Below are 21,692 nucleotides of genomic sequence, written 5' to 3' on the forward strand. Positions count from 1 at the left end.
CAGACTGGACCTGCCCCCGCCGCACTGCCACCGGAGTCGTGATGACCGCCCTGCACGAGCGCACCGCCGTCGAGCTGCGGGAGTTGCTGCTCGCCGAGTCGGTGTCCCCCGCCGAGCTCGTCGAGCACTACCTGGGCCGCGTCGCCGAGCGCGACGCCACGCTCGGCGCGTTCGCGACGCTCACGCCCGACCTGGCTCGCGCCCGCGCCGCCGACCTGCGCCGCGAGCGCGAGCGGGGCGACGCCGTCGGTGAGCCGGGCGACTCCAGCGACGTCGTCGACGACGAGGTGCTGTGGGGCCTGCCGTGCGCCGACAAGGACCTGTGGGATCGGGCGGGCGTGCCCACCGGCTTCGGCTCACGCGCGTTCGCCGGCGCGCACCAGTACGTGCCGCAGGTCAGCGGCGACGTCGTCGCGCAGCTCGACGCGGTCGGCGCGGTGAGCCTGGGCAAGACGGCGACGCCCGAGTTCGGGCTGCCCGCCACGACCGAGCCCCTGGCCGGCCGGCCCACGCGCAACCCGTGGGACCCGACGCGCACCGCGGGCGGGTCGAGCGGCGGCGCGGCCGCCGCCGTCGCGGCCGGGCTGCTGCCGTTCGCACCCGGGTCCGACGGCGGCGGGTCGATCCGCATCCCGGCCGCGGCGTGCGGCGTCGTCGGGCTCAAGCCGAGCCGCGGCCTGCTGGCCGCGGGCGGCGGCCTCGACTCACCGGGCGGTCTCGTGGTCAACGGGCCGATCGCACGCACCACCGCCGACGCCGCGCTGCTGCTCGAAGGCCTCATCACGCGCACGCCCGACGGCGCCGCGGCCCACCCCTACGCGCTGCGCCAGCCCGTCGGCCCGCGCTGGTCCTACCTCGCGGCGGCGCTCGACGGGCAGGTGCCGCGGTTCGGCGCCGCGGAGGCGGCCGGATGCGCCGGACAGGGCAGGTTCCGCCTCGCCGTCAGCGCGTTCAGCGCGTGGGACGGCTTCTACGACATCACCCCGGCGCCCGAGGCCGTCGCCGCGCACGAGGCCGGCGTCGCCGCGCTCGCGGGCCTCGGCCACGACATCGAGTCCGTCGCCTGGGAGCCCGACGCCGCCTACGCCCCAGCGTTCCGCACACTGTGGATGGCGGGCGCGGCGGCCGTGCCGATCGAGGACCCGGCGCGCCTGGCACTGCTCGAGCCCCTGACACAGTGGCTCGTGGGAGTCGGGCGCAAGGTCACCGCCCGCGAATTGGTCGAGGCGCTGCGCGCGCTGAGCGCGTTCGAGCGCGCGACCGTCACGCGGCTGGCGCCGTACGACGCCGTGGTGCTGCCGGCCCTCGGCATGGCGCCGCCCGAGCTGGGCTGGCTCGACGCCCAGGACCCCGAGCGCAACTTCGAGCAGCAGTGCCAGCTCACGCCCTACACGTCGATGGTCAACGTGGCGGGGCTGCCCGCGATCACCGTGCCCACGGTGTGGACCGAGCCGACCGCCACGGCGCCCGCCGGCCTGCCGATGGGGGTCCAGCTCGTCGGGCGCCCCGGCGGCGAGCACACACTGCTCGCGCTCGCAGCCCAGCTCGAGTCGCAGCTGCGCTGGCCCGAGCGCCGCCCGCCGGTCTGGTAGCGCTCAGCTCGGCAGCATCGCCGTCATCCGGGCGCCGCCGCCCTCGTCCGGACCCAGCTCGAGCCAGCCGCCGCGCAGCGCGAGGCGTTCGTGGATGCGGGCGAGGCCGTGCAGCTCGGGCGGGCTCGCGCCCAGCCCCACGCCGTCGTCGACCACCTCGACGACCAGGGCGCGCGCGCCCGAGCGCGTGGCTCCCAGCCGCAGCCGCACGTCGATGCGCCGCGCGCCCCCGTGCCGCAGCGCATTGGTCAACGCCTCCTCGATCGCGCCCACGATGAGCAGGCGGTCGGCGGTGCTCAGTGTGGTGCTCGGCCCCGACAGCAGCACCACCGCCTCGTCGTCGACCTCGAGCGTGGGCAGGACCGAGACCGGGATGCGCTCCAGGAGCAGCAACACCGCCATGTCGATCCCGATGTCGGCGCCCGCCGGAAACAGGGCGTGGCTCAAGCGGCGCACGTCGGTCTCGCGCACCTCGTCCAGGTCGTGCAGGACGCGCGCGATCCGCTCGGCGCGCTCGGACTGACCGCAGCGGTCGAGCTCCTCCGCGATGGCCCGCAACTCGGCCTCCAGCACCACCAGCCGGTGCTGGAGCGAGCCGTGCAACTCGCGCGAGACCTCGCGCCGCACCCGCACCTCCTCCTCCTCCAGCGCCGTCAGGACGGCCGCGAAACGCCGTTCGAGCTGCCCGGTGGTCCGCGCCAGGTCGCGCACGCGGCGCGCCAGGTCGGCGACGGCGAGCCCGGCGGCGGCCGCACACGCCACCAGCGCAGCGAACCAGGCGACCTCGACCACGAGCCACGCGTCCAGGACCAGCGGCGCCTGGTACAGGGCCGCCAGGATCGCGACCCGCCCGACGGCCGCCCCCACCGCGACCAGCAGCACCGGGGAGACGCGCTCACGCGGTGGACGGTCGACCAGCCGCAGGCCCACCACGGCGCCCGCGGCCAGCAGCGCCGGGGCGCCGTGCGCGGCGGTCGCCTGAACGGCGCCCAGGCCCGGCTCGAACGCGTTCGCCGGCACGCCGAGGAGCTCCGCCGCTGGATAGAGCAGCAGGCGCCCCCCGGCCAGCACGGCCAGTCCGACCAGGGACCACGCGACCCACGGGACGCCGGCCGGCGGCGGCCACGCGCCACGCCGCACGCGCACCGCCGCCCTCACACGCTCGTCCCCGAGTCGCGCAAGAACGCCAGGACGGCCGCGACGCGCGGGTTGGCGCGATGGTCGTTGACCCCGAGGATCCGGTAGATCGACCCCAGGTGGTACTCGACGCCCTTGCGCGTGAGTCCGAGCCGTTCGGCCACCGCCTGGTTGGACAGACCCTCCACGACCAGGCGCAGCACGTCGAGCTGGCTCTCGGACAGCGTCGACAGCACCGTGCCGTCACGCGGCTGCGAGGCGTGGGCGACCGCCGGGTCGATCACGACGCGGCCCTGCGCCGTGGCGCGGATCGCGCGTGCGAGCCCGTCCGCGGTCAACGACGACCGCTTCGACAGATAGCTCCACGGTTGGGCCGTGGGATGGTGCGCCTGACGGGCCAGCGCCAGCATGGCGAACGAGGACAGCAGCAGGACACGCAACTCGGGGTCGCGGCGTTGGAGCACCGACGACAGCGCGATGCCGTTGCCGTCCGGAAGGTTGATGTCCGAGACGAGGATGTCGGCCGCCCCGGGGTGATAGCCCCGCCGCGCCTCGAGCGCCGAGGCCCACGACTCGACGACCCGCACCCCGGGGGCCCGCTCGATCTCGCGCTCCAGGAGCGCCCGCATGAGGTCTTCGTCCTCGACGAGGCACACGCGCACGTCGCTGCCGCCCGTCGGCGCGCGGGTGGCCGCGGGGCCCGTGTCGTCGGGGCTGAGGTCGGAGCGCATCTGCGGATTCCTTGCGGGTCCAGAAGTCGTGTCGGTCGCGTGCCGCGGACGCCGACGCCCTCCCGCCGAGACGTGCCTCTCTGCACATAGGGAGTCCAACACCAGCGCCGCACGGTCGCCGACGACTGGCCGACACAGCCACCGCGCCAGGCGCGTTCTGCCTGGACGTGTCCATGACGCTGCGCTCGCGACACGGTGGCGCCCAGACCGCCGGGTGTGGCGTCGCGGGGCGGCCGTGCGGGGTGTCAGTACGTCGCGCAGCCGAACGCGTCGGTGGTCGGCGCCGCGGTCGCCAGCAGGCCGTCCAGGCCCAGGCCCGCCGGGACCGGGCGCGGGTCGTCCACCACGGCCCACAGGCCGTCGACGACGTCGTACTGCGCCTGGGGTCCGTCGGCCACGAGCGCGCGCACCGCGGCGATCAGGCGCTCGACGTCGGAGCCCGGCGTGCCCACCCCCACCGAGGCGCGCACGGCGCCCGCGTCGAAGCCCAGGCGGCCCAGCAGCGGGTGCGCGCAGAACCGTCCGTCGCGCACGCCGATCCCGTGCTCGGCCGACAGGTACGCGGCCACCAGTCCCGGGTCGTAGCCCGCGACCGTGAAGGTCACGACCCCGACCGGGTCGACGGCGTCGTCCCAGACGCGCACCACCCGCACGCGGTCGATCGCCTCAAGCCCCGCGACGAGCCGCGCGCGCAGGGCCGACTCGTGCGTGCGCAGGGCCTCGGGGTCGACGCCGCGCAACGCCCGCGCGGCGGCCGCGAGCGCCACCGCGCCGATCACGTTGGGCGACCCTGCCTCGTGGCGGGCCGGGCCATCGAGCCAGGTGGTCTCGTAGACACGCACGCGCCGCACGGCGCCGCCGCCCGCGAGGTAGGCCGGCGCCGCGTCGAGCCAGTCGCGGCGGCCCACGAGCGCGCCCGCGCCGTAGGGCGCGTACGCCTTGTGCCCTGAGAGCGCGACGTAGTCGACGCCGCTGTGCGCAAGCGAGAACGCGCGGTGCGGCACGAGTTGGGCGCCGTCGAGCGCGACGCGGGCCCCCGCGGCGTGCGCGGCCGCGACGACGTCGGCGACGGGCAGCGCCTCGCCCGTGACGTTGGAGGCGCCCGTGAGCGCGACCAGCGCGTACGGCGCCTGCGCGGCGGCGGCGTCGGTGAGCTCGGCGCGCAACGCGTCGAGCGTCGCCGCGATCGAACCGCGGCCGGCGAGCACTGTCGCGTCGGCGCTGCGCTGCCACGGCAGCAGGTTGGCGTGGTGCTCGATGTCGAGCACCAGCACGCGGCCGGGCCGCCCGGTGAGCGGGTCGGCGGGCACGGCGCCCGCGAGCAGGTTGAGCGCGTCGGTGGTGTTGCGGGTCACGACGACGACGTCGTCGGCGCGCGCCCCGACGAAGGCGCCGATGGTGGCGCGGGACTGCTCGTACAGCGCCGTGGACACCTGCGACAGGTATCCGGCGCCGCGGTGCACCGAGGCGTACAGCGGCAGCACACGCGCCACGTGCGCGGCGACGGCCTCGAGCGCGGGCGCCGAGGCCGCGACGTCGAGGTTGGCGTAGGGCGCCTCGCGCCCGTCGACCAGGGGGACGAGCGTGTCGGCGCCGACGACGGGCAGCACCGGGGCGAGGTCGTCGACCCGGGCCGGCGGAACGGCGCCGGCCGCCGGTCGGTGGTCGGTCACGGTGGTCATGGGAGGTCTCCTCTCGCGCTTGCCGCGCGGTCAGCGCGCGGCCGGGTCGTCACCCGGGGCACCCCGCCGTGAGGGGAGGGTTGCCGGCCAGCGAGCCGGGGCTTGGCGCTGGCGCTCTTGACCTGGTCGACAGCCTCGGGGCGCCACGGCACGCGCGTCAATCGCTGACGCCGCGCATCTCGCGATACGGGACGGCGTGTTCCGCGGCGATACGATCAGCCCGACCATCCCGAGCGGCCGAGTGACGTGGCACGTCGACGCCGCAGCAACCCTCGAACGCAGGGTGCTCCCGCCACGAACGATGGAGGAGGACCCATGAGCGACATCACCGTGGCGCCGGCCGAGGGCTACGCCGGCGACATCACTCCCGCCGACGCCTGGACGCTGCTGACCACCGACCCCGACGCCGTCCTGGTCGACGTGCGCACCCGCCGCGAGTGGGAGCAGATCGGCGTGCCCGACGTCGCCGCCACGGGTCGGCGCGCGGTCTTCACGCAGTGGGTGCTCGACGACGGGACGCCCAACCCGGCGTTCCTGACCGACCTGCAGGCGGCGCTCGCCGACGCCGCCTCGACCGACCCCAAGCTCGTGTTCCTGTGCCGCTCGGGCCAGCGGTCGGTCGCGGCGGCGCGCGTCGCCACGGCCGCGGGCGTCGCGCCGTCGTACAACGTGCTGCAGGGCTTCGAGGGCGCGCCCGGGCCCGACGGCGTCCGCAACGTCGAGGGGTGGAAGGCCGCCGCGCTGCCGTGGCGCGAGACCCTCTCCGACGGCGCCCCCGCAGGCGCCGCCCGGTGAGCGCCCACCCGGTCTTCACCGGCCCGGGCGCGGACGGCGTCGCGCTGGGCGGATCGGGCCGCGGCCCGCTGCCGGCCTCGGCCCGCCTGCGCACGCTCGCGGTGCGCGGCGCCCACCACCGCACCGAGTTCCACGAGACGGCCGAGCCCGTCTTCCTCACCCAGGGCTACGTCTACGACAGCGCCGCCGACGCCGAGGCCGCGTTCGCGGGCGAGCAGCAGCGCTTCGTCTACTCGCGCTACGGCAACCCCACCGTGCACACCTTCGAGGAGCGCCTGCGGCTGATCGAGGGCCCCGAGGCCGAGGCGTGCTACGCGACGGCGTCGGGCATGAGCGCCGTGTTCACCACGCTCGCGGCGCTCGTGCGCAGCGGGTCGCGCATCGTCTCGGCGCGCGCGCTGTTCGGCTCGACCACCGTCATCTACGAGGAGATCCTCGCGAAATGGGGCGTGCGCGTCGACTACGTCGACGGGCACGTGCTGTCGCAGTGGCAGGAGGCGCTCTCGCGGCCGGCCGACGTCGTGTTCTTCGAGACGCCGTCCAACCCCATGCAGGACCTGGTCGACGTGCGCCGCGTGGCCGAGCTGGCGCACGCGGCGGGAGCCGTCGTCGTCGTCGACAACGTGTTCGCGACGCCTGTGCTGCAAAAGCCGCTGCGGCTGGGCGCCGACGTCGTCGTCTACTCGGCGACCAAGCACATCGACGGGCAGGGGCGCGTGCTGGGCGGGGCCATCCTCGGCTCGCGCGAGTTCCTCGAGGGGCCCGTGCAGACGCTCATCCGCAACACCGGCCCGTCGCTGTCCGCGTTCAACGCGTGGGTGCTGCTCAAGGGCCTGGAGACCCTCGACCTGCGCGTGCGCGCGCAGAACGACGCCGCGCTGCACGTCGCGCTGGCGCTCGACGGGCTCGACGGCCTGAGCGCGGTGCGCTACCCGTTCCTCGCCTCACACCCGCAGCACGACCTCGCCGTCGCGCAGCAGGCGGGTGGCGGGACCGTGGTGACGTTCGACCTGGCCGTGCCCGCGGGCCTCGACCCGGTCGAGGCCAAGCGGCGCACGTTCCGGTTCCTCGACGCCCTGCGGATCGTCGACATCTCGAACAACCTGGGCGACGCCAAGTCGATGGTCACGCACCCGGCGACGACGACGCACCGCAAGCTCGGCCCGCAGGGCCGCGCGGCGGTCGGCATCGCGGAGACGACGGTGCGGCTGTCGGTGGGGTTGGAGGACCCGGCCGACATCGTCGACGACGTCGAGCAGGCGCTCGCGGCGGTCTGAGGTCAGGCCAGGCGGAACGGGCGGCCCACGGCCAGACGGGTCAGGCTCGCGCACACCTTGTCGGTCAGCAGCGCGCGCACGCGGTAAGCCCCGGCGGTCACGCCCGCCAGCGGCAGACGGGCGCGCCACTCACCGTGGTGCCAGCCCGACTCGACGAGGCCGGTCGCCACGACCACGCCCTCGGCGTCGTCACGCACGAGCATGACGACCAGCTCACGGCCCTGGTCGTGCGTGCCGAGCCCGAGCTCGCCCGAGGCCACGAGGTGGCCGTCCGAGCCGAGGTCACCGCGCACCTCGTGGCGGCCGTCGACGTGGACGAAGCCGTCGACGAACTCCTCGACGGTGACCCACTCGGTGGCCTGGGCGGTGTTGAACCAGGCGTCGGTGATCCGACCGGTGACGGGGCGGACGCCCGCGTGGCGCATCGACAGCGCCCCGTCCTCGAACTCGACGGACCACAGGCCGTTCTCGACCTTGCCCGTGCGCGCGACTCCGGCCACACAGACCTCGACGTCTGCGTCCTGAACCTGCGAGCCGTAGGCGCGTCCCGTCACGGCAAAGCCGTCGAACGTCGTCAGCCGACGCGGGCATGTGATCAACTCGAGCCGGGGGGCGCGGTACCGACCGGCGTCGGCCGTCGTCGCCGCTGCCTGGGGTCGGTCGATGAGCGTCATTGGTGCACCTTCCTGCACGATTCCCTAAGGGGGGCGACCTATCGTGCGACCGAACCTCGGGCGTGTGCGGTTCGTGCGAGCAAACTGAGTATCGGCGCGCACCCGGTAGAGTGGTGGCGCGGCGAGAGGGAGCGCTCCGCCGCACGCGCGGACATCGCCCATCGATGCACGCGCCAGATCATGCGGCTCGCCCCGGCTCGGTGAGTAGCGTGGTTCCCGGCGCCGGGAGCCTCCGGCCCGTTCGACCTGGGAGATCGAGTGACCGACGGCTTCATCGCCCGTCCCCCGCGGCCCTCGGCGCCCGCGCAGGCGCACGGCTACGCCGAACGCATGGAGCGGATGGTGGCCATGGCCGCCGCCGAGGCCGCCGAAGCCGTGAGCGACGCCCGCGCAAAGGCCGCCCAGCTCCTGGCCGACGCCCGCCGCGACGCCGACGTCACCATCTCCGAGGCCCAGGTTCAGGCGACGACGATGATCGCCTCGGCCCGCGCGGAGGCCGAGCGCGTGCTCGCCGAGGGCCGCGACGACGCCGAGGCGACGCGCCGTGAGGCCGTCTCCGCAGCCGAGGCCCTGACGCGTGAGACCTCCCAGTCCGCGGGCGACGAGCGCCGTCGGGCCGAGCACGACGCCCGCACCACCATCGCCGAGGCGCAGGAGAAGGCGCACCGCCTCGTGGAGGAGGCCCGCACGCAGGCCGCGCGCGTCGAGGCGCGCGCGCAGGCGCTGCGTGACGAGGCCGACGCCGTGCGCGCCAAGGCGCTCGCCGAGGCCGAGGAGACTCGCCGCGAGGCGCACGCCGACGCCGAGGAGAAGACGACGGCGGCCTCCGCGCACGCCGCGAGCCTTGTCGCCGAGGCCCAGGCCGAGGTCGCGCGCGTGCGCGCCGAGGCGGAGCGCAGCACACGCGAGCTCGTCCAGCGCCGCGACCAGATCGCGGTCCAGCTCGAAGCCCTGCGCCGCTCGCTCGGACTCGGCGCAGCGCGTCCCTCCACCGGCGCGACGGACGGAGGCGACCAGTGAGACCCTGGCGACGTTCGCAGCCCGACGAGACGCCCGCCGGCGCCTCGCGCCCCTGGTGGGAGAAGACCCCCGAGGCCGAGCAGGCGGCCACGGAGCAAGCGGCCATGCAGCAGGCGGCCATGGAGCCCGAGTTCGACACGGTCGCCCAGACGGACCAGCCCGCGGCGCCCCCCGTGGGCCCGGCCGCGACGGCGCCGCAGCGCCGCACCGTGCTGGGCGCGCTGCCGCCCTCGTACCAGCCCACCGCCTACTGGCCCGCCGCGCCCGACGCGGCGGCGCCCGTCGTCGCCGGTGTGCCGACGTCGTTCGAGCCCGTCGCCGGGCCACCTGTCACCAAGTCCACCGATCCCGAGGAGTCGCCCGTGTCGCAGGGCACCGACGGGGGCGCCCCCGTCGAGGACGTCGTGCCCGAGCCGCAGGGCCTTGCGGAGCCTGCCGACGCCGGGGAGGTCGGAGCCGAGTCCGCCCCCGCGGTGGACGGACCCGTGCGGGACGAAGCCGCGGATGTGGTCGACGACGCGGTCGATGACATCACGGCCGATGACATCACGGCCGAGGGGGGCGTCGACGACGGGGTCGTTGACGACGGGGTCGTTAACGCTGCGGACGACGGTGGGGTCGCGGGCACGGTGGACGACGCGCATGACGGGGTGGACGAAACAGTGGACGACGCGGCGCGCCCCGTGGCGCACGACGCGCTGACCGGACCGATCCCGGACGACGTCGAGCCCGTCGAGGGCTTCGCCGCCTTCGACGCCGACGCTCTCGCGACCCTGCCGCAGCCCACGCCGGAACTGCCCGACGAGCAGGCCGCAGACCAGACCTCCGGATCCCCCGAGGATGAGCCAGCCCCGATGGCGCCGATCGGCGTCGGGTTCGGCGAGCGCATCGAGCGTCTCATCGCGGCCGCGGTCACCGAAGCCGAGAACACGCGGGCCGACGCCGACCAGGAGGCGGCCCAACTGCTCCAGACCGCACGCCTCGACGCCGAGCACACCCTCGCCGCCGCACAGCGGCAGGCCTCCGAGCTGGTCGCGGCCGCGCAGCGCCGGTGCGAGGACGAGCTCGCGGCCTCGCGCCAGACGCGAGAGGAGGCCGACAAGGTCCTGGCCGACGCCCGTCAGGAGGCTGACGAGGTGCGCCGCCGCGTCCGCGCCGAGGTCTCCGAGCTGCGCTCGGAGATCGACCAGCACGCCCAGGCGATGCTGGCGCGCACGCACGAGGAGACGGGGCGCACCCTCGCCGCGGCGCGCGCCGAGCTCGACGAGCTCGCGGCCCGCAAGACCGAGTTGGAGGGGCAGCTCTCCGCGATCCGCTCGCTGCTCTCCGACGCCGTCGTGGCGCCGTTGCCGAACGAGGTCAGCGGGTTCCTCAGCGAGGCGTCGCTGGACGCGCCGGACGATGACGCTCCGGTCGAGGACGCCCTGGTGCAGGAGGCGCCACCGGAGGACCAGGCGCCGCAGGACGGCAACGACGGCGACGTTCCCGACGACCACGAGTCCGACGGCGAGTCCGACGGCGGCGCGACCGAGCCCGCGGACGGGTCCGCAGAGGCCGCTGGCGCCGCTGAGGCCTCCGAGGCCGCTGGCGCTGAGGCCGCCGAGGGAGAGCCTGCGCGCACGGCCCCGTAGCCCGCGGTTGTCGGCGTCGCGGTCGTTGGCGTCCCGGTCGGGCGGGTGTCGCGTCGGCCCGTCCTCACGCGGGGACCGTGACCACCTGGTGACACCTTGCGCCGCGCCAGACGCCACCCGGGCAGGGCGGCCAAGGGCGTGCGCCGAGACTCGTGCGCATGTTCGCGATCCCCCTCGGATCCCCTGAGCGTCGCCGGGCTCGTGCACGCCGCTCGAGGCGCCCACCGCGCGCTGTGCGGCGCTCGCGGGCGGTGGTCTACATCGCCGACCACGCCGCCGACCCCACGCTGACCCCCGAAGGGGTGGCCGCCGGGCTCGGCATCTCGCCACGTGCGCTGCGGCGCGTCCTGGGCCACACGGCGCTCGACGCCGCGGGCTACATCGCGCACGCGCGCCTCGACCTGGCCCTGGAGACGCTGCGCGACCCGCGGCTGGCGCACCTGAGCCTGAGCGTTGTCGCCGCGCGGGCCGGGTACGCCTGCGCGGCAGACCTGTTGCGCGCCGTCCGTGCGGCGACCGGCCTGACGCCCGAGGCCTACCGCGCCCAGGTGCTCGACGGACCGCGGCGGGGCGACGATCCCACGCGTGGTGAGAGCCCGCGGCGCGGCGAGAGCCAGCGCGGCGAGAGCCAGCGCGGCGACGGGCCACGCCGCGCGGCGCGCCCGCCGGCATGAGCGACGGCGTGACCGAAGCTGTGACCGAAGCTGTGGCCGACGCGGTGACCGCCGCCGTGACCACCCCGCCCGGCTCGGGACCGGCGACCGGTCCCGCCAGCGGCCGGGACTGTGGTCACCGACCCGCAGGACCTTGTGCCCCGTCCCACGCCATCGGGCCACGAGCGGGTGACGCCGGGGAGCAGGATGGGGCGGTGAGCACGCGCCAGGTCCCGCTGTACTACTACTCGTCGGCCTCCGGGATGGTGCGTCTGTTCGCCGAGCGCGTCTGCGCCGACTCGGGGCGCCAGGCGCTCGACCTGGGCGAGCGCGCCGTGCGCCGCTCGGTCCCCGACGGGCCGTGGGTGCTGATCACGCCGTCGTACAAGACGGGCAACCCTGACAACGACACGATCCCTGAGGCCGTGCGCCGCTTCCTGGCCGACCCGGTCACCCGCCGCCGCCTCGCGGGAGTGATCGGCTCAGGCAACCGCAACTTCGGGCGCCACTACCAGGCCGCGGCCCGCCAGATCGCCGCGGCCTCGGGCCGGCCCATGCTGCTGGAGGTCGAGTTGCAGGGCACGCGCTGGGACGTCGAGGACGCCCGGCGCCTGCTCGGCGAGCTCGACGCGACGCTCGCCCAGCGAGTCGTCGCCGACCCGGACCCAGCCGGCCAGCGGCGCGCGGGACACCAAGACCACGAGGGCCACGAGCCAAGCCCTGACCGATCGTCGGGCGCACACCCTCCCGCTGGCGCGGCTCACCCCGGCTAGCCTCGACAACGATTCGACCCGAGGAGCGATCCCTTGCCCGCAGCCCCGCACCCGGCGCCGACGATCGGCGCCGTCCGGCATGAGAACTTCGCCTATCAGCGCGCCCCGATGATCGTGTACTGGGAGCTGACGACGGCGTGCGGTCTGGCGTGCCGCCACTGCCGCGCCGAGGCGGTGCTCACGGCCCCGCCCGGGGAGCTGACGACCGAGCAGGCGCTCACGGTGCTCGACCAGATCACCGAGTTCGGCGACCCGCTGCCGCACGTGGTCATGACGGGCGGTGACCCGCTGCGTCGCGCGGACCTCGACGAGCTCATCACCGCCGCGACCGCGCGCGGCATCGGCGTCTCGCTGGCGCCCGCGGTGACCCCGCTGCTGACCCGCGAGCGGATGGAGGCGCTGAAGGCGTTGGGCGTCCAGGCCATCTCGTTGAGCCTCGACGGGTCGACGTCGGCACTGCACGACGGCGTCCGGCAGGTGCCCGGCACCTACGAGGCGACGCTCGCGGCGCTCGACGACGCCGCCGAGGTGGGTCTGCCCGTGCAGGTCAACACGCTGGTCACGGCCGACACGCTGACCGACATGCCTGCGGTCTACGAGTTGCTCAGCTCCCGCACGCTCATGACGTGGAGCCTGTTCTTCCTCATCTCGACCGGTCGCGGCACGGCGCTGCGCGAGCCGTCGCCGGGTGACGCCGAGCGGCTCATGCGCTGGCTGGGCGGCATCGCGAAGGACGCGCCGTTCGTGGTGCGCACCACCGAGGCGACGCACTACCGCCGCATCGCCGCCGCGCGCCTGGAGAAGGCCGGGCGCACCGCGCAGGAGATCGAGGCGATGCCGATGGCCCGCGGGTTCGGCATCCGCGACGGCAACGGCATCGTGTTCGTCTCGCACACGGGCGACGTGACGCCGTCGGGCTTCCTGCCGCTCGCCGTCGGCAACGTCAAGGAGTCCTCGCTCGCCGACCTGTACCGCGACGAGCCGACCCTGCGCGCGCTGCGCGACCCCGAGGGCTTCAAGGGCCGCTGCGGCGAGTGCGAGTACCACCTGTGGTGCGGCGGCTCGCGCGCCCGCGCCTACGCCCACACGGGCGACCCGCTGGAGTCGGACCCGCTGTGCCCCTACCAGCCGGGAACCCGCACGACGGCGTTGACCGCGACGCTGTAGCCGCTAGCGTGGGGGCGTGCCGACGTCCCTGACCTCGTTCGCCCAGGTGCTGCGCGCCGAGAACCCGGGGCCGATGACGCTCGACGGCACGCGCTCGTACCTCCTGCGCGCCAGGAACGACGGCGTGGGGCACGACGGCGCGGGCCTGGGCGTCGTCGTCGACCCGGGGCCGCTCGATGACGCCCACCTGCGGGCGCTCGCGGGCGCGGGCCCGGTCGGGCTCATCCTGGTCACGCACCGGCACCCCGACCACACAGCGGGCAGCGAGCGGCTGCGCGAGCTGACGGGGGCGCCCGTGCGCGGAGCCGACCCGGCCCACTGCCATGGCGGCGAGCCGCTGCGCGACGGCGAGACGATCGCCGTCGGCGCGCTGCGCGTCGAGGTGATCGCGACGCCGGGCCACACCGCCGACTCGGTGTGCCTGCGGGCCGCAGCGGACGGGGCCGATCCGGTGGTCCTCACGGGTGACACCGTGCTGGGCAGCGGCACCACGGTCATCGCCAACCCCGACGGCTCGCTGGCCGCCTACCTCGCGAGCCTCGACCGCCTCGAACGGGTCGCGACGGCGTCGGATGGTGGCACGCTGCGCGGCCTGCCCGGGCACGGCCCGGTGGTCGAGGACCTCACGGCCACGGTGCGCGCGTACCGCGCTCACCGACTCCAGCGCCTGGGCCAGGTGCGCGAGGCGCTGGTGGAACTGGGCGAGGACGCGACGGCCGACGACGTCGTCGCGCGCGTCTACGCGCACGTGCCGCCGCCCGTGCGGGCGGCGGCACGCCAGTCGGTCGAGGCCCAGCTCGCCTATCTGCGCGCGGACGGCTGATCCGCTGTCAGGCGGCGACGCGCCTCAGGCGGCGACGAGCGCGCTGAGCACCGACGTGAAGAAGCCGAGGCCGTCGACTCCCTGACGCGCGCCCGCGGCCGCGTCCGGCCCGAAGCCGGGCTCGACCGCGTGCTCGGGGTGCGGCATGAGGCCCACGACGTTGCCGCGCTCGTTGGTGATGCCGGCGATGTTGCGGCGCGAGCCGTTCGGGTTCCAGCCGTCGTAGCGGAACACCACACGGCCGGTGTCCTCCAACTCGTCGAGCGTGCGCTCGTCGGCGACGAACTGGCCGTCCTGGTTCTTGAGCGGCACCGTGATGCGCTGGCCCGCCGCGTACTGGTTGGTCCAGGCGGTCGAGGCGTTCTCGACCACGAGCGTCTGCTCGCGGCAGATGAAGTGCAGGTGGTCGTTCTTGACCATCGAGCCGGGCAGCAGGTGCGCCTCGGTGAGGATCTGGAAGCCGTTGCAGATGCCGAGCACGGGCATGCCGCCGCGCGCGGCGTCCGCGACCGACGTCATGGCCGCGGCGAAGCGGCTGATGGCGCCCGCGCGCAGGTAGTCGCCGTAGGAGAAGCCGCCGGGGATGACGACGGCGTCGACGCCGTGCAGGTCGGCGTCGGCGTGCCACAGGGCGACCGGGGTCGCCCCCGCCAGGCGCACGGCGCGCTGCGCGTCGCGGTCGTCGAGCGTGCCGGGGAACGTGATGACGCCGATGCGGGCGCCGGCCGCGCCGACCATCAGGCCGAGACCTCGGCCTCGAAGACGTTGACGACGTCCTCGATGATCGGGTTGCTGAGCATGGTCTCGGCCGCCTGCCGCGCGGCGGCGAGGATCTCCGGCGTCACATCGCCCTCGACCTCGAGCTCGAACCGCTTGCCCTGGCGCACGCCGACGAACTGGGTGAATCCCAGGCGGGGCAGCGCCCCGACGACGGCCTTGCCCTGGGGGTCCAGGATCTCGGGCTTGGGCATGACCTCGACGACGACGCGTCCCACGGGGGCTCCTTCACGTTGGGTCACCGTCGCTCCGGGATCCCTCCCCGGCCTGCGGCAGGATCCGGGGTGAGCGGGAGCACGACGGCGGGGTTCCGCGCGCCAGTCTAGCGGCCGACGGCCCGGGCCCGGCACGCGGCAGCGCCTGACCGGTAGGCCATCAGCGGGCGCCGCCGCGCGCGCTCACGCCGGGAGCATGGTCGCGACGTCGAACGCCTGGGACGTGATCCCGTAGGAGTGCATGAGGTCGGCGATGACCTGCAGGCCCGCGGCGTCGAGCTGCGACTCCCAGAGCGGCAACTCCACGGCCTCGACGACCGCGGCGTCCACCTCGGTGTAACTCGGCACGAGCTCGACGAGCCGCGCGCGGTTGTCGCTCAGGTCCTCGACCGAGTGGGCGAGCGCCGTGCGGAACGCCTCGATCGTCTCCGGGTTCTTGGTGGCGAACTCTCGGGTCGAGACCCACCCGGCGACGGGCATCGACGCGCTCGCGCCCGCGAAGAGGTCCCCGATCTTGCGCAGGCCGGACGCCTGCGCGCTGGCCTGGAACGGCTCGACCTGCCAGATGGCGTCGACGTCGCCCCGGATCAGGGCGGCCTGCATGGCCGGGAACGGCATCTCCAGCAGCGTGACGTCCGAGGGGTCCACGCCCACCTCCTCGACCTGCCGCGTGATCGCGATGGTGCCGATGTTCTGCAGGTTGTTGACCGCGAACGACGCGCCCGCGAGGTCGGCGACCGACTGGATCGGGGACTCGTCCGCGACGAAGACGCCGTGGTCGGACCCGCCGAGGTCGTTGCCGGCGACGAACACGATGGGCAGGCCGCGCTCGGCCGCGAGGAGGGCGGAGGTGTAGTTCGTGTACACGACGTCGTACTCGCCCGCGACGAGCGCCGGGATGGCCTCGGCTCCCCCGCCGGTGACCACGAGCTCGACGTCGAGGCCCTCGCGCGCGAAGAGCCCGGACTCGGCGGCGTTGACGGCCGTGGCGGTATGGACGAGCGGGAAGTAGCCGACGGTGAGGGCGGCGGCCTCGTCGGGGGGCGTGGTGGACGGGTCGGCGTCCGGGGTGGCCTCGCCGCCCGAGCACGCGGCGAGGGGCACGGCGAGGCAGACGGCGAGCGACGCGGTGAGCGCCGCCGCGGGGCGACGGCGCCACGGGCGGGTGCGGCGGGAGATCTCGGCCATGGTGGGCTCCTTCGGGTCGACGTGCTCCGGGCTCGGGGACGTGCGGGGCGCCGCGGTCAGGCGGGGGTCACGGCGACCGGCATGGACGCGTAGGCGCGCAGCGTGTTGTTGAGGTGACGGACCGGCTCTCCGATGGGCTCGATCCGCCGCACCCGGCGGGCGAGCGCCGACAGGACGCAGGCGGCCTCCAGGCGGGCGACGTGCTGGCCGACACAGTGGTGGACGCCCATCCCGAACCCGACATGGCCCGACGGGTCCCGGTCGAGGTCGAACGCGTCGGGGCGCTCCCACCGTCGCGGGTCGCGGTTGGCGGCGCCGAGGAACATCAGGATCTTGTGGCCCGCGGGGATCGTGACGTCCGCGACCGCGACGTCGGTGGTCGCCGTGCGGAAGAAGGTCTGGACCGGGCTGGCCCAGCGGACCGCTTCGTCGAACGCGACGCGCACACGGCCCGGCTCGCGGCGCAGCGCGTCCCACTGGTCGGGGGCAGAGAGGAAGGCGTGCGTCACCGCGGCGATGCCGAGCACCGTCGTGTCGACGCCGGCCGACAGGAGCGATCGAACGATCAGCGGAGCCTGCTCGTGGGTGATATCACCCCGGTCCGCCGCCTGCCAGATCTGCGCGCCGAACCCGCCGGGCCGCAGCGCCTCGCGCGCGCACTGGGCGTTGACCCAGGCGCTGACCTCCGCAATGCGGGCCTTACCGCGCTCGACGAGGTGGTTGGGGGGCCCGAAGGCGTTGAAGAGGTGGTCGCCGTACGGCAGGAGGTTCTCCCGCCCCTCGCGGCGCACGCCGACAGCGTCGGGGAATACCCGCAGCGGGAACGCCTCGGCCAGGTCCGTGACGGCGTCGAAGGTCCCCCGCGCCACCAGGCTCTCGACCAGGTCCTCCGCCTCCGCCTCCCACCGGTCGCGCAGTCGGCGCAGTGCCCGCGGCGTCAGGATCGGCTCGAGCACGTGACGCGGGGCGTCGTGGTGCGGCGGGTCCGTCTCGAGCAGGAGGCTCGGCGGGCGCCAGGGCGCCTGAGTGCGGAAGTTGCTCAGGCCCACGCCCGCCGACGACTCGAAGCGCTGCCAGTCGACGAGCGCGGCGTGGACCTGCTCGTACCGGCCCATGGCGTACACGTCGTAGCGGTCGAGGTGGACGACGGGTCCGGCCTCCCGCAGGGCGTGGTGGAACGGCGCAGGCTCGGCCAGGATCTCGTCGCCGAACGGGTCCTCGTGGCTGGTCGGGAGCGTGTGGGCGCTGGTCGTGGACATCGCGGCCTCCTCAGGCGTCGATGACGAGCCGGTCGCTCGCCGATCGCGAGACACAGGGGTAGAAGCAGTCCCCACGCTCGCGCTCGGCGTCGTCGAGGAGCGAGTCACGGTGGTCGGGCGTCCCGGAGATGACACCGGTCTCGCAGGTGCCGCAGATCCCCTGCCGGCACGAGGACAGGATGGGCACGCCAGCCGCCGCAACGGCGTCGAGCACACTGGTGTCCGGATCGACCCGCACCGTGCGGCCGGACCGCGCGAGTTCGAGCGTGAACGGCGTGCCGCGCAGCGGCGGGGGCAGCGTGCCAGCGGCGAAGCGCTCCAGGCGCAGGCGCCCGGCGGGCAGGTCGGCGCACGCCGCGCGCACCGCGTCCAGGAGCGGCGCCGGGCCGCAGCAGTAGACCTTGGCCCCCGGCGGCTGCCGCGCGATGACGCTCAGGTCCAGCAGGCCGCGCTCGTCCTGCGGGCACAGCTCGACGCGGTCGCCCCAGCGGGCCAAGCGGTCGGCGAAGGCCATCGACGCGCGGGTGCGCCCGCCGTACAGCAGCCGCCAGGGCGTGCCGAGCCGCTCGGCCTGCTCGAGCATGGGCAGGATGGGCGTGACGCCGATGCCACCGGCGATGAAGAGGTAGTGGTCGGCGGGCACGAGCGCGAAGTTGTTGCGCGGACCGCCGAGGTCCACGAGGTCGCCCTCGCGCAGCCGCTCGTGGACGTACGCCGAGCCGCCGCGACTGAGCGGCTCGCGCAGGACGGCGACCTCATAGGTCGAGGAGTCCCAGCGGTCTCCGCACAGCGAGTACTGGCGCGTGAGCCCGGCGAAGGTCAGGTCGATGTGCGAGCCCGGCGTCCAGTCCGGCAGCCGGGTCCCGCCCGGCGCGCTGAGCGCCAGGCGGCAGACGCCGTCGGCGAGCGCCTCCTTGCGCACGACCTCGAGCCGGACCTTTCCCGACTGCGGCACGGGGGCGGTCAGCGGAGCGGCGACGATCGGCATGCGTTGGAGGATGGGGCGTGATCGCTGCCCGCGACTACCGCGTTCCCATTGAATGGGCACAGAGAAGTGATCTGCGCCACATCAGTCGATGGTGACGCGCCCGCCGAGGGCGCGTCCGAGGCCGCGTGCCGCCGTGCGCAGCACGCCGACGCTCGCGCGCGCCTCGTCGTCGTTCGGCACGACCACCGCCAAGGCCGCCACAACGCGCCCGCGGGGGTCGCGCACGGGGACGGCGACCCCCGTGGCGGCCGGGTCGATGAACCCCGCGGTCAGCGCGTAGTCCTGGTGCCGGACCTGGGCCAGCATCCGGCGCAGCGCGGCCGGGTCGGTCACCGTGGCGTCAGTGTAGGCGCGCAGGGGCGCCGCCAGGACGGCCTCCTGCACCGCCGTGGGCCCATTGGCCAGCAGCACGAGCCCGGCGGACGAGGCGTGCAGCGGCAGGCGCCCCGCGACCCGGGTGATGTTGATGACGGCCCCGCGCGCGGAGAGCCGCTCGACGAACAGGACCTCACGGCCGTCGCGGACGCCGAGCTGCGTGTGCTGGCCGATGACCGTCTGGAGATCCTCCATGAACGGCATGGCCACCTCGCGCAGCGCGAGCGCGGGCGACGCGCGCGCGGCCAGCTCCCACATGCGCACCCCCACGCGGATCCGGCGCGAGCCGTCGCGGTGCAGCAGGCCGAAGGTCACGAGCTGCCCGACGAGGCGCGACGCCGTCGAGCGCGGCAGCCGCGCGCGCTCGGCCAGCTCCTGCGTCGTCAACGAGACGGCTCCGGCGTCGAAGGCCTCCAGAACTCGCACGATCCGCGCCACCATCGAGTCCCCGGACGGTGACCGCGCCATTGCGATCCTCCCTTCCCCGTGGGCGACGAGCCTGTCACCGATGGGGTCCGGAAGGGAAGGAGCCCTCGCGCAAGCGCCTCCGAGGCGGTTCGGTCCGGGTCAGCGCAGCGCGGTTCCCGTCAGCCGCTCGTAGGCCTCCAGGTAGCGCTCGCGCGTGCGGGCCACGACGTCGGCGGGCAGCGCAGGCGGCGGGGTGTCGGCGGCGCGGTCCCAGCCCGAGACCGGGGACGTGAGCCAGTCGCGCACGAACTGCTTGTCGAAGCTCGGCTGGGCGTGGCCCGGCTCCCACTCGTCGGCGGGCCAGAAGCGCGACGAGTCGGGCGTCAGGACCTCGTCGCCCAGCACGACGCCGAGCGCGCCCGGGTCGGCCGGGTCCGCGCCCGCCGCGACGCCGAACTCGAACTTGGTGTCGGCCAGGATGACGCCGCGCTCGCGCGCGATGCTCTCGGCGCGCGCGTACACGGCGAGCGTCAGGTCGCGCAGCGTGGCCGCGGCCCGCTCCCCCACCGTCTCGACGACGGCCGAGAACGGCACGTTCTCGTCGTGCTCGCCCAGCTCGGCCTTGGTGGCCGGGGTGAAGATCGGCTCGGGCAGCCGCGAGCCGTCGACCAGCCCCGCGGGCAGCGCGATGCCCGTGACCGAGCCCGAGGCCTGGTACTCGGCGAGCCCCGAGCCCGTGAGGTAGCCGCGGGCCACGCACTCGACCGGGTACATCTCCAGGCGTCGGCAGATCATCGCGCGCCCGGCGACGACGTCGGGCACCAGGCCGTCGAACGGCTCCGCGCTCGCCTCGACCGAGACGACGTGATGCGGCACGAGGTCGGCGAGCTGCTCGAACCACCACAGGCTCAACTGCGTGAGCACCACGCCCTTGTCGGGGATGCCAGGGCGCAGCACATGGTCGTAGGCGCTGACCCGGTCGGATGCGACGACGAGCACGACGTCGCCGAGCGGGTGCGCGCCGCCCAGGGCAGGCAGGTCGGGCTCGTACAGGTCACGGACCTTGCCCGAGTAGACGTGGCGCCACCCGGGCAGGTCGAGGGCGCCGCCCTCGAAAGCGTCGTTCACCAGGTTCCTCTCAGAGCGTCGGGACGGTGATCTCGTCGCGGGCCGCCCGCAGGGCGATGTCCGTGCGGTGCTGCGAGCCGTCGAGCCCCACGAGCGCGACACCGGCGTACGCCCGCTCCCGCGCGGCGTCGAGCGAGTCACCCTCGGCGATCACCGAGAGCACGCGTCCGCCCGAGGCCACCAGCGTCCCGTCCTCGGTCAGGCTGGTGCCCGCGTGCAGCACGTGGACGCCGTCGAGCGCCTCGGCGTCGCCGATGCCCGTGATCGGGTCGCCGCCGCGCACCGCGCCCGGGTAGCCGTGCGCCGCGACGACGACGTTGACCACGGGCGCAGGCGACCAGCGCAGCGGGGGCAGCTCGTCCAGCGTGCCGGTCGCCGAGGCGAGCAGCAGCGCCGACAGCGGCGTGCGCAGCCGGGCGAGCACGACCTGCGTCTCGGGGTCGCCGAAGCGCGCGTTGAACTCGACGACGCGCGTGCCGCGCGAGGTGAGCGCCAAGCCCACGTAGAGCACCCCCGAGAAGGGCGTGCCGCGCTGGGCCATCTCGTCGACCGTGGGCTGCGCGACGCGGGCGACGACCTCGTCCACGAGGCCCGCCGGCGCCCAGTCCAGTGGCGAGTAGGCGCCCATGCCGCCGGTGTTGGGGCCCTGGTCGCGGTCGAAGATCCGCTTGAAGTCCTGGGCCGGCGCCAGGGGCACGACGTGCGTGCCGTCGCAGATGACGAAGAGTGAGACCTCGGGCCCGTCGAGGTACTCCTCGATCACGACCCGGCCGTCCGCGCCGCGCGCTGCCAGCGCCTCGCGCGCATGCTCCAGCGCGGCGTCGCGGTCGTCGGTCACGATGACGCCCTTGCCCGCGGCGAGCCCGTCGTCCTTGACGACGTAGGGGGCGCCGAACGCGTCGAGCGCCGCGGCGACCTCCTCGACCGTGACGCACACATGCGCCATCGCCGTCGGCACGCCCGCGACGGCCATGACCTCCTTGGCGAACGACTTCGAGCCCTCCAGCCGCGCGGCCGCCGCCGTCGGACCGAACACGGGGATGCCCGCGGCGGCGACGGCGTCGGCGACCCCCGCGACCAGCGGAGCCTCGGGCCCGACGACGACGAGCTCGGCGCCGAGCGAGCGCGCCAGCGCCACCACGGCGGCGCCGTCGTTCGGGTCGACGTCGTGGAGCCTCGCCTCGCGTGCGATGCCCGGGTTGCCGGGGGCGGCGTGCAACTCGTGCGCTCCGTCGTCGGCCATCGAGCCAGGGGCGGCGCCCCGCTCGGTGGCGAGGGCGTGGACGATGGCGTGCTCGCGGGCGCCGGACCCGACGACGAGGATCTTCACGTCGGCAGTCTACGGAGCCGGGCGGTCGGCCCGGAGCGCGACGACGGCGGGTGACCGGGGACGAACCCC

General features: G+C 75.0%; 21 protein-coding genes and 1 riboswitch. Of the genes, 9 read left to right on the plus strand and 12 right to left on the minus strand.

Annotated elements, in window-relative coordinates:
- Positions 1-41: 41 nt before the first annotated feature.
- The gene (locus EV386_RS13295) at positions 42-1,592 is read left to right on the plus strand and encodes an amidase (RefSeq protein WP_130415718.1); all 1,551 of its coding nucleotides are present in this window, start codon (positions 42-44) and stop codon (positions 1,590-1,592) included.
- 3 nt (positions 1,593-1,595) lie between these two features.
- On the opposite strand, the gene EV386_RS13300 is transcribed toward EV386_RS13295, so the two are convergent.
- From EV386_RS13300 to EV386_RS13310, 3 genes are all read right to left on the minus strand, one after another.
- Positions 1,596-2,750, minus strand: a complete 1,155-nt coding sequence (locus tag EV386_RS13300) for a sensor histidine kinase (RefSeq protein ID WP_130415720.1) — start codon at positions 2,748-2,750, stop codon at positions 1,596-1,598.
- Positions 2,747-3,460, minus strand: a complete 714-nt coding sequence (locus EV386_RS13305; protein ID WP_130415722.1) for a response regulator — start codon at positions 3,458-3,460, stop codon at positions 2,747-2,749. Before EV386_RS13305 ends, EV386_RS13300 begins: the two co-directional genes overlap by 4 nt.
- 245 nt (positions 3,461-3,705) lie before the next feature.
- Positions 3,706-5,142 carry an aminotransferase class V-fold PLP-dependent enzyme gene (locus EV386_RS13310; protein ID WP_130415724.1) on the minus strand — a complete coding sequence of 479 codons (1,437 nt, stop codon included), beginning with the start codon at positions 5,140-5,142 and terminating at the stop codon, positions 3,706-3,708.
- Between the two features lie 10 nt (positions 5,143-5,152).
- Positions 5,153-5,265: riboswitch (SAM riboswitch) on the minus strand.
- Between the two features lie 192 nt (positions 5,266-5,457).
- Between EV386_RS13310 and EV386_RS13315 the strand changes: the two genes are divergently transcribed.
- Together EV386_RS13315 and EV386_RS13320 are read left to right on the plus strand one after the other, a co-directional pair.
- Positions 5,458-5,937 carry a rhodanese-like domain-containing protein gene (locus EV386_RS13315; protein ID WP_130415726.1) on the plus strand — a complete coding sequence of 160 codons (480 nt, stop codon included), beginning with the start codon at positions 5,458-5,460 and terminating at the stop codon, positions 5,935-5,937.
- A complete protein-coding gene (locus EV386_RS13320) occupies positions 5,934-7,214 on the plus strand; it encodes an O-succinylhomoserine sulfhydrylase (RefSeq protein WP_130415728.1) in 1,281 nt (426 codons plus the stop codon). The genes EV386_RS13315 and EV386_RS13320 overlap by 4 nt, the downstream gene beginning before the upstream one ends.
- A gap of 2 nt (positions 7,215-7,216) precedes the next feature.
- On the opposite strand, the gene EV386_RS13325 is transcribed toward EV386_RS13320, so the two are convergent.
- Complete coding sequence (locus EV386_RS13325; RefSeq protein ID WP_130415730.1) at positions 7,217-7,888, minus strand: hypothetical protein; 672 nt, start codon at positions 7,886-7,888, stop codon at positions 7,217-7,219.
- Between the two features lie 258 nt (positions 7,889-8,146).
- Here EV386_RS13325 and EV386_RS13330 point away from each other — a divergent pair, with 258 nt between their 5' ends.
- The 6 genes from EV386_RS13330 to EV386_RS13355 all read left to right on the plus strand — a co-directional run bounded on the left by EV386_RS13330 (position 8,147) and on the right by EV386_RS13355 (position 13,955).
- Positions 8,147-8,908: an SPFH domain-containing protein gene (locus tag EV386_RS13330; protein ID WP_130415732.1), complete on the plus strand. Its 762-nt coding sequence runs from the start codon at positions 8,147-8,149 to the stop codon at positions 8,906-8,908.
- Positions 8,905-10,539: a hypothetical protein gene (locus EV386_RS13335; protein ID WP_130415734.1), complete on the plus strand. Its 1,635-nt coding sequence runs from the start codon at positions 8,905-8,907 to the stop codon at positions 10,537-10,539. Before EV386_RS13330 ends, EV386_RS13335 begins: the two co-directional genes overlap by 4 nt.
- Positions 10,540-10,697: 158 nt before the next feature.
- The gene (locus tag EV386_RS13340) at positions 10,698-11,213 is read left to right on the plus strand and encodes a helix-turn-helix domain-containing protein (protein WP_130415736.1); all 516 of its coding nucleotides are present in this window, start codon (positions 10,698-10,700) and stop codon (positions 11,211-11,213) included.
- A gap of 194 nt (positions 11,214-11,407) precedes the next feature.
- Positions 11,408-11,965, plus strand: coding sequence for a class Ib ribonucleoside-diphosphate reductase assembly flavoprotein NrdI (gene nrdI / locus EV386_RS13345; protein ID WP_242607962.1), 558 nt, complete (start codon positions 11,408-11,410; stop codon positions 11,963-11,965).
- Between the two features lie 33 nt (positions 11,966-11,998).
- Positions 11,999-13,132 (plus strand): TIGR04053 family radical SAM/SPASM domain-containing protein, encoded by a 1,134-nt coding sequence (locus EV386_RS13350; RefSeq protein WP_242607963.1) that lies wholly within the window; start codon positions 11,999-12,001, stop codon positions 13,130-13,132.
- Between the two features lie 73 nt (positions 13,133-13,205).
- Entirely contained in the window at positions 13,206-13,955 is a 750-nt protein-coding gene (locus EV386_RS13355; RefSeq protein WP_130416935.1) for an MBL fold metallo-hydrolase, read from the plus strand.
- Between the two features lie 24 nt (positions 13,956-13,979).
- On the opposite strand, the gene purQ is transcribed toward EV386_RS13355, so the two are convergent.
- The 8 genes from purQ to purD form a co-directional block, all read right to left on the minus strand.
- Positions 13,980-14,693, minus strand: coding sequence for a phosphoribosylformylglycinamidine synthase subunit PurQ (purQ, locus tag EV386_RS13360; protein ID WP_130415740.1), 714 nt, complete (start codon positions 14,691-14,693; stop codon positions 13,980-13,982).
- Complete coding sequence (gene purS / locus EV386_RS13365; protein ID WP_130415742.1) at positions 14,693-14,950, minus strand: phosphoribosylformylglycinamidine synthase subunit PurS; 258 nt, start codon at positions 14,948-14,950, stop codon at positions 14,693-14,695. The genes purQ and purS overlap by 1 nt, the downstream gene beginning before the upstream one ends.
- A gap of 180 nt (positions 14,951-15,130) precedes the next feature.
- Positions 15,131-16,135 (minus strand): ABC transporter substrate-binding protein, encoded by a 1,005-nt coding sequence (locus EV386_RS13370; RefSeq protein WP_130415744.1) that lies wholly within the window; start codon positions 16,133-16,135, stop codon positions 15,131-15,133.
- 56 nt (positions 16,136-16,191) lie between these two features.
- Positions 16,192-17,394, minus strand: coding sequence for a cytochrome P450 (locus EV386_RS13375; RefSeq protein ID WP_130415746.1), 1,203 nt, complete (start codon positions 17,392-17,394; stop codon positions 16,192-16,194).
- Between the two features lie 10 nt (positions 17,395-17,404).
- The gene (locus EV386_RS13380; protein WP_130415748.1) at positions 17,405-18,382 is read right to left on the minus strand and encodes a PDR/VanB family oxidoreductase; all 978 of its coding nucleotides are present in this window, start codon (positions 18,380-18,382) and stop codon (positions 17,405-17,407) included.
- 81 nt (positions 18,383-18,463) lie between these two features.
- A complete protein-coding gene (locus EV386_RS13385; protein WP_130415750.1) occupies positions 18,464-19,225 on the minus strand; it encodes an IclR family transcriptional regulator in 762 nt (253 codons plus the stop codon).
- Between the two features lie 99 nt (positions 19,226-19,324).
- Positions 19,325-20,293 carry a phosphoribosylaminoimidazolesuccinocarboxamide synthase gene (locus tag EV386_RS13390; protein WP_207216537.1) on the minus strand — a complete coding sequence of 323 codons (969 nt, stop codon included), beginning with the start codon at positions 20,291-20,293 and terminating at the stop codon, positions 19,325-19,327.
- A 10-nt stretch (positions 20,294-20,303) separates the two neighbouring features.
- Entirely contained in the window at positions 20,304-21,623 is a 1,320-nt protein-coding gene (gene purD, locus EV386_RS13395) for a phosphoribosylamine--glycine ligase (RefSeq protein ID WP_130415752.1), read from the minus strand.
- Positions 21,624-21,692: the final 69 nt, after the last annotated feature.

This window comes from Xylanimonas ulmi (assembly GCF_004216535.1).
GTDB classification, from domain to species: domain Bacteria; phylum Actinomycetota; class Actinomycetes; order Actinomycetales; family Cellulomonadaceae; genus Xylanimonas; species Xylanimonas ulmi.

Coding starts and splice junctions, on each gene's coding strand:
- EV386_RS13385 (WP_130415750.1), bottom strand. CDS start 19,225: ATGGCGCGGTCACCGTCCGGGGACTCGATGGTGGCGCGGATCGTGCGA.
- purQ (WP_130415740.1), bottom strand. CDS start 14,693: ATGGTCGGCGCGGCCGGCGCCCGCATCGGCGTCATCACGTTCCCCGGC.
- EV386_RS13380 (WP_130415748.1), bottom strand. CDS start 18,382: ATGCCGATCGTCGCCGCTCCGCTGACCGCCCCCGTGCCGCAGTCGGGA.
- EV386_RS13340 (WP_130415736.1), top strand. CDS start 10,698: ATGTTCGCGATCCCCCTCGGATCCCCTGAGCGTCGCCGGGCTCGTGCA.
- EV386_RS13325 (WP_130415730.1), bottom strand. CDS start 7,888: ATGACGCTCATCGACCGACCCCAGGCAGCGGCGACGACGGCCGACGCC.
- EV386_RS13310 (WP_130415724.1), bottom strand. CDS start 5,142: ATGACCACCGTGACCGACCACCGACCGGCGGCCGGCGCCGTTCCGCCG.
- EV386_RS13370 (WP_130415744.1), bottom strand. CDS start 16,135: ATGGCCGAGATCTCCCGCCGCACCCGCCCGTGGCGCCGTCGCCCCGCG.
- EV386_RS13305 (WP_130415722.1), bottom strand. CDS start 3,460: ATGCGCTCCGACCTCAGCCCCGACGACACGGGCCCCGCGGCCACCCGC.
- EV386_RS13375 (WP_130415746.1), bottom strand. CDS start 17,394: ATGTCCACGACCAGCGCCCACACGCTCCCGACCAGCCACGAGGACCCG.
- EV386_RS13355 (WP_130416935.1), top strand. CDS start 13,206: ATGACGCTCGACGGCACGCGCTCGTACCTCCTGCGCGCCAGGAACGAC.
- EV386_RS13315 (WP_130415726.1), top strand. CDS start 5,458: ATGAGCGACATCACCGTGGCGCCGGCCGAGGGCTACGCCGGCGACATC.
- EV386_RS13295 (WP_130415718.1), top strand. CDS start 42: ATGACCGCCCTGCACGAGCGCACCGCCGTCGAGCTGCGGGAGTTGCTG.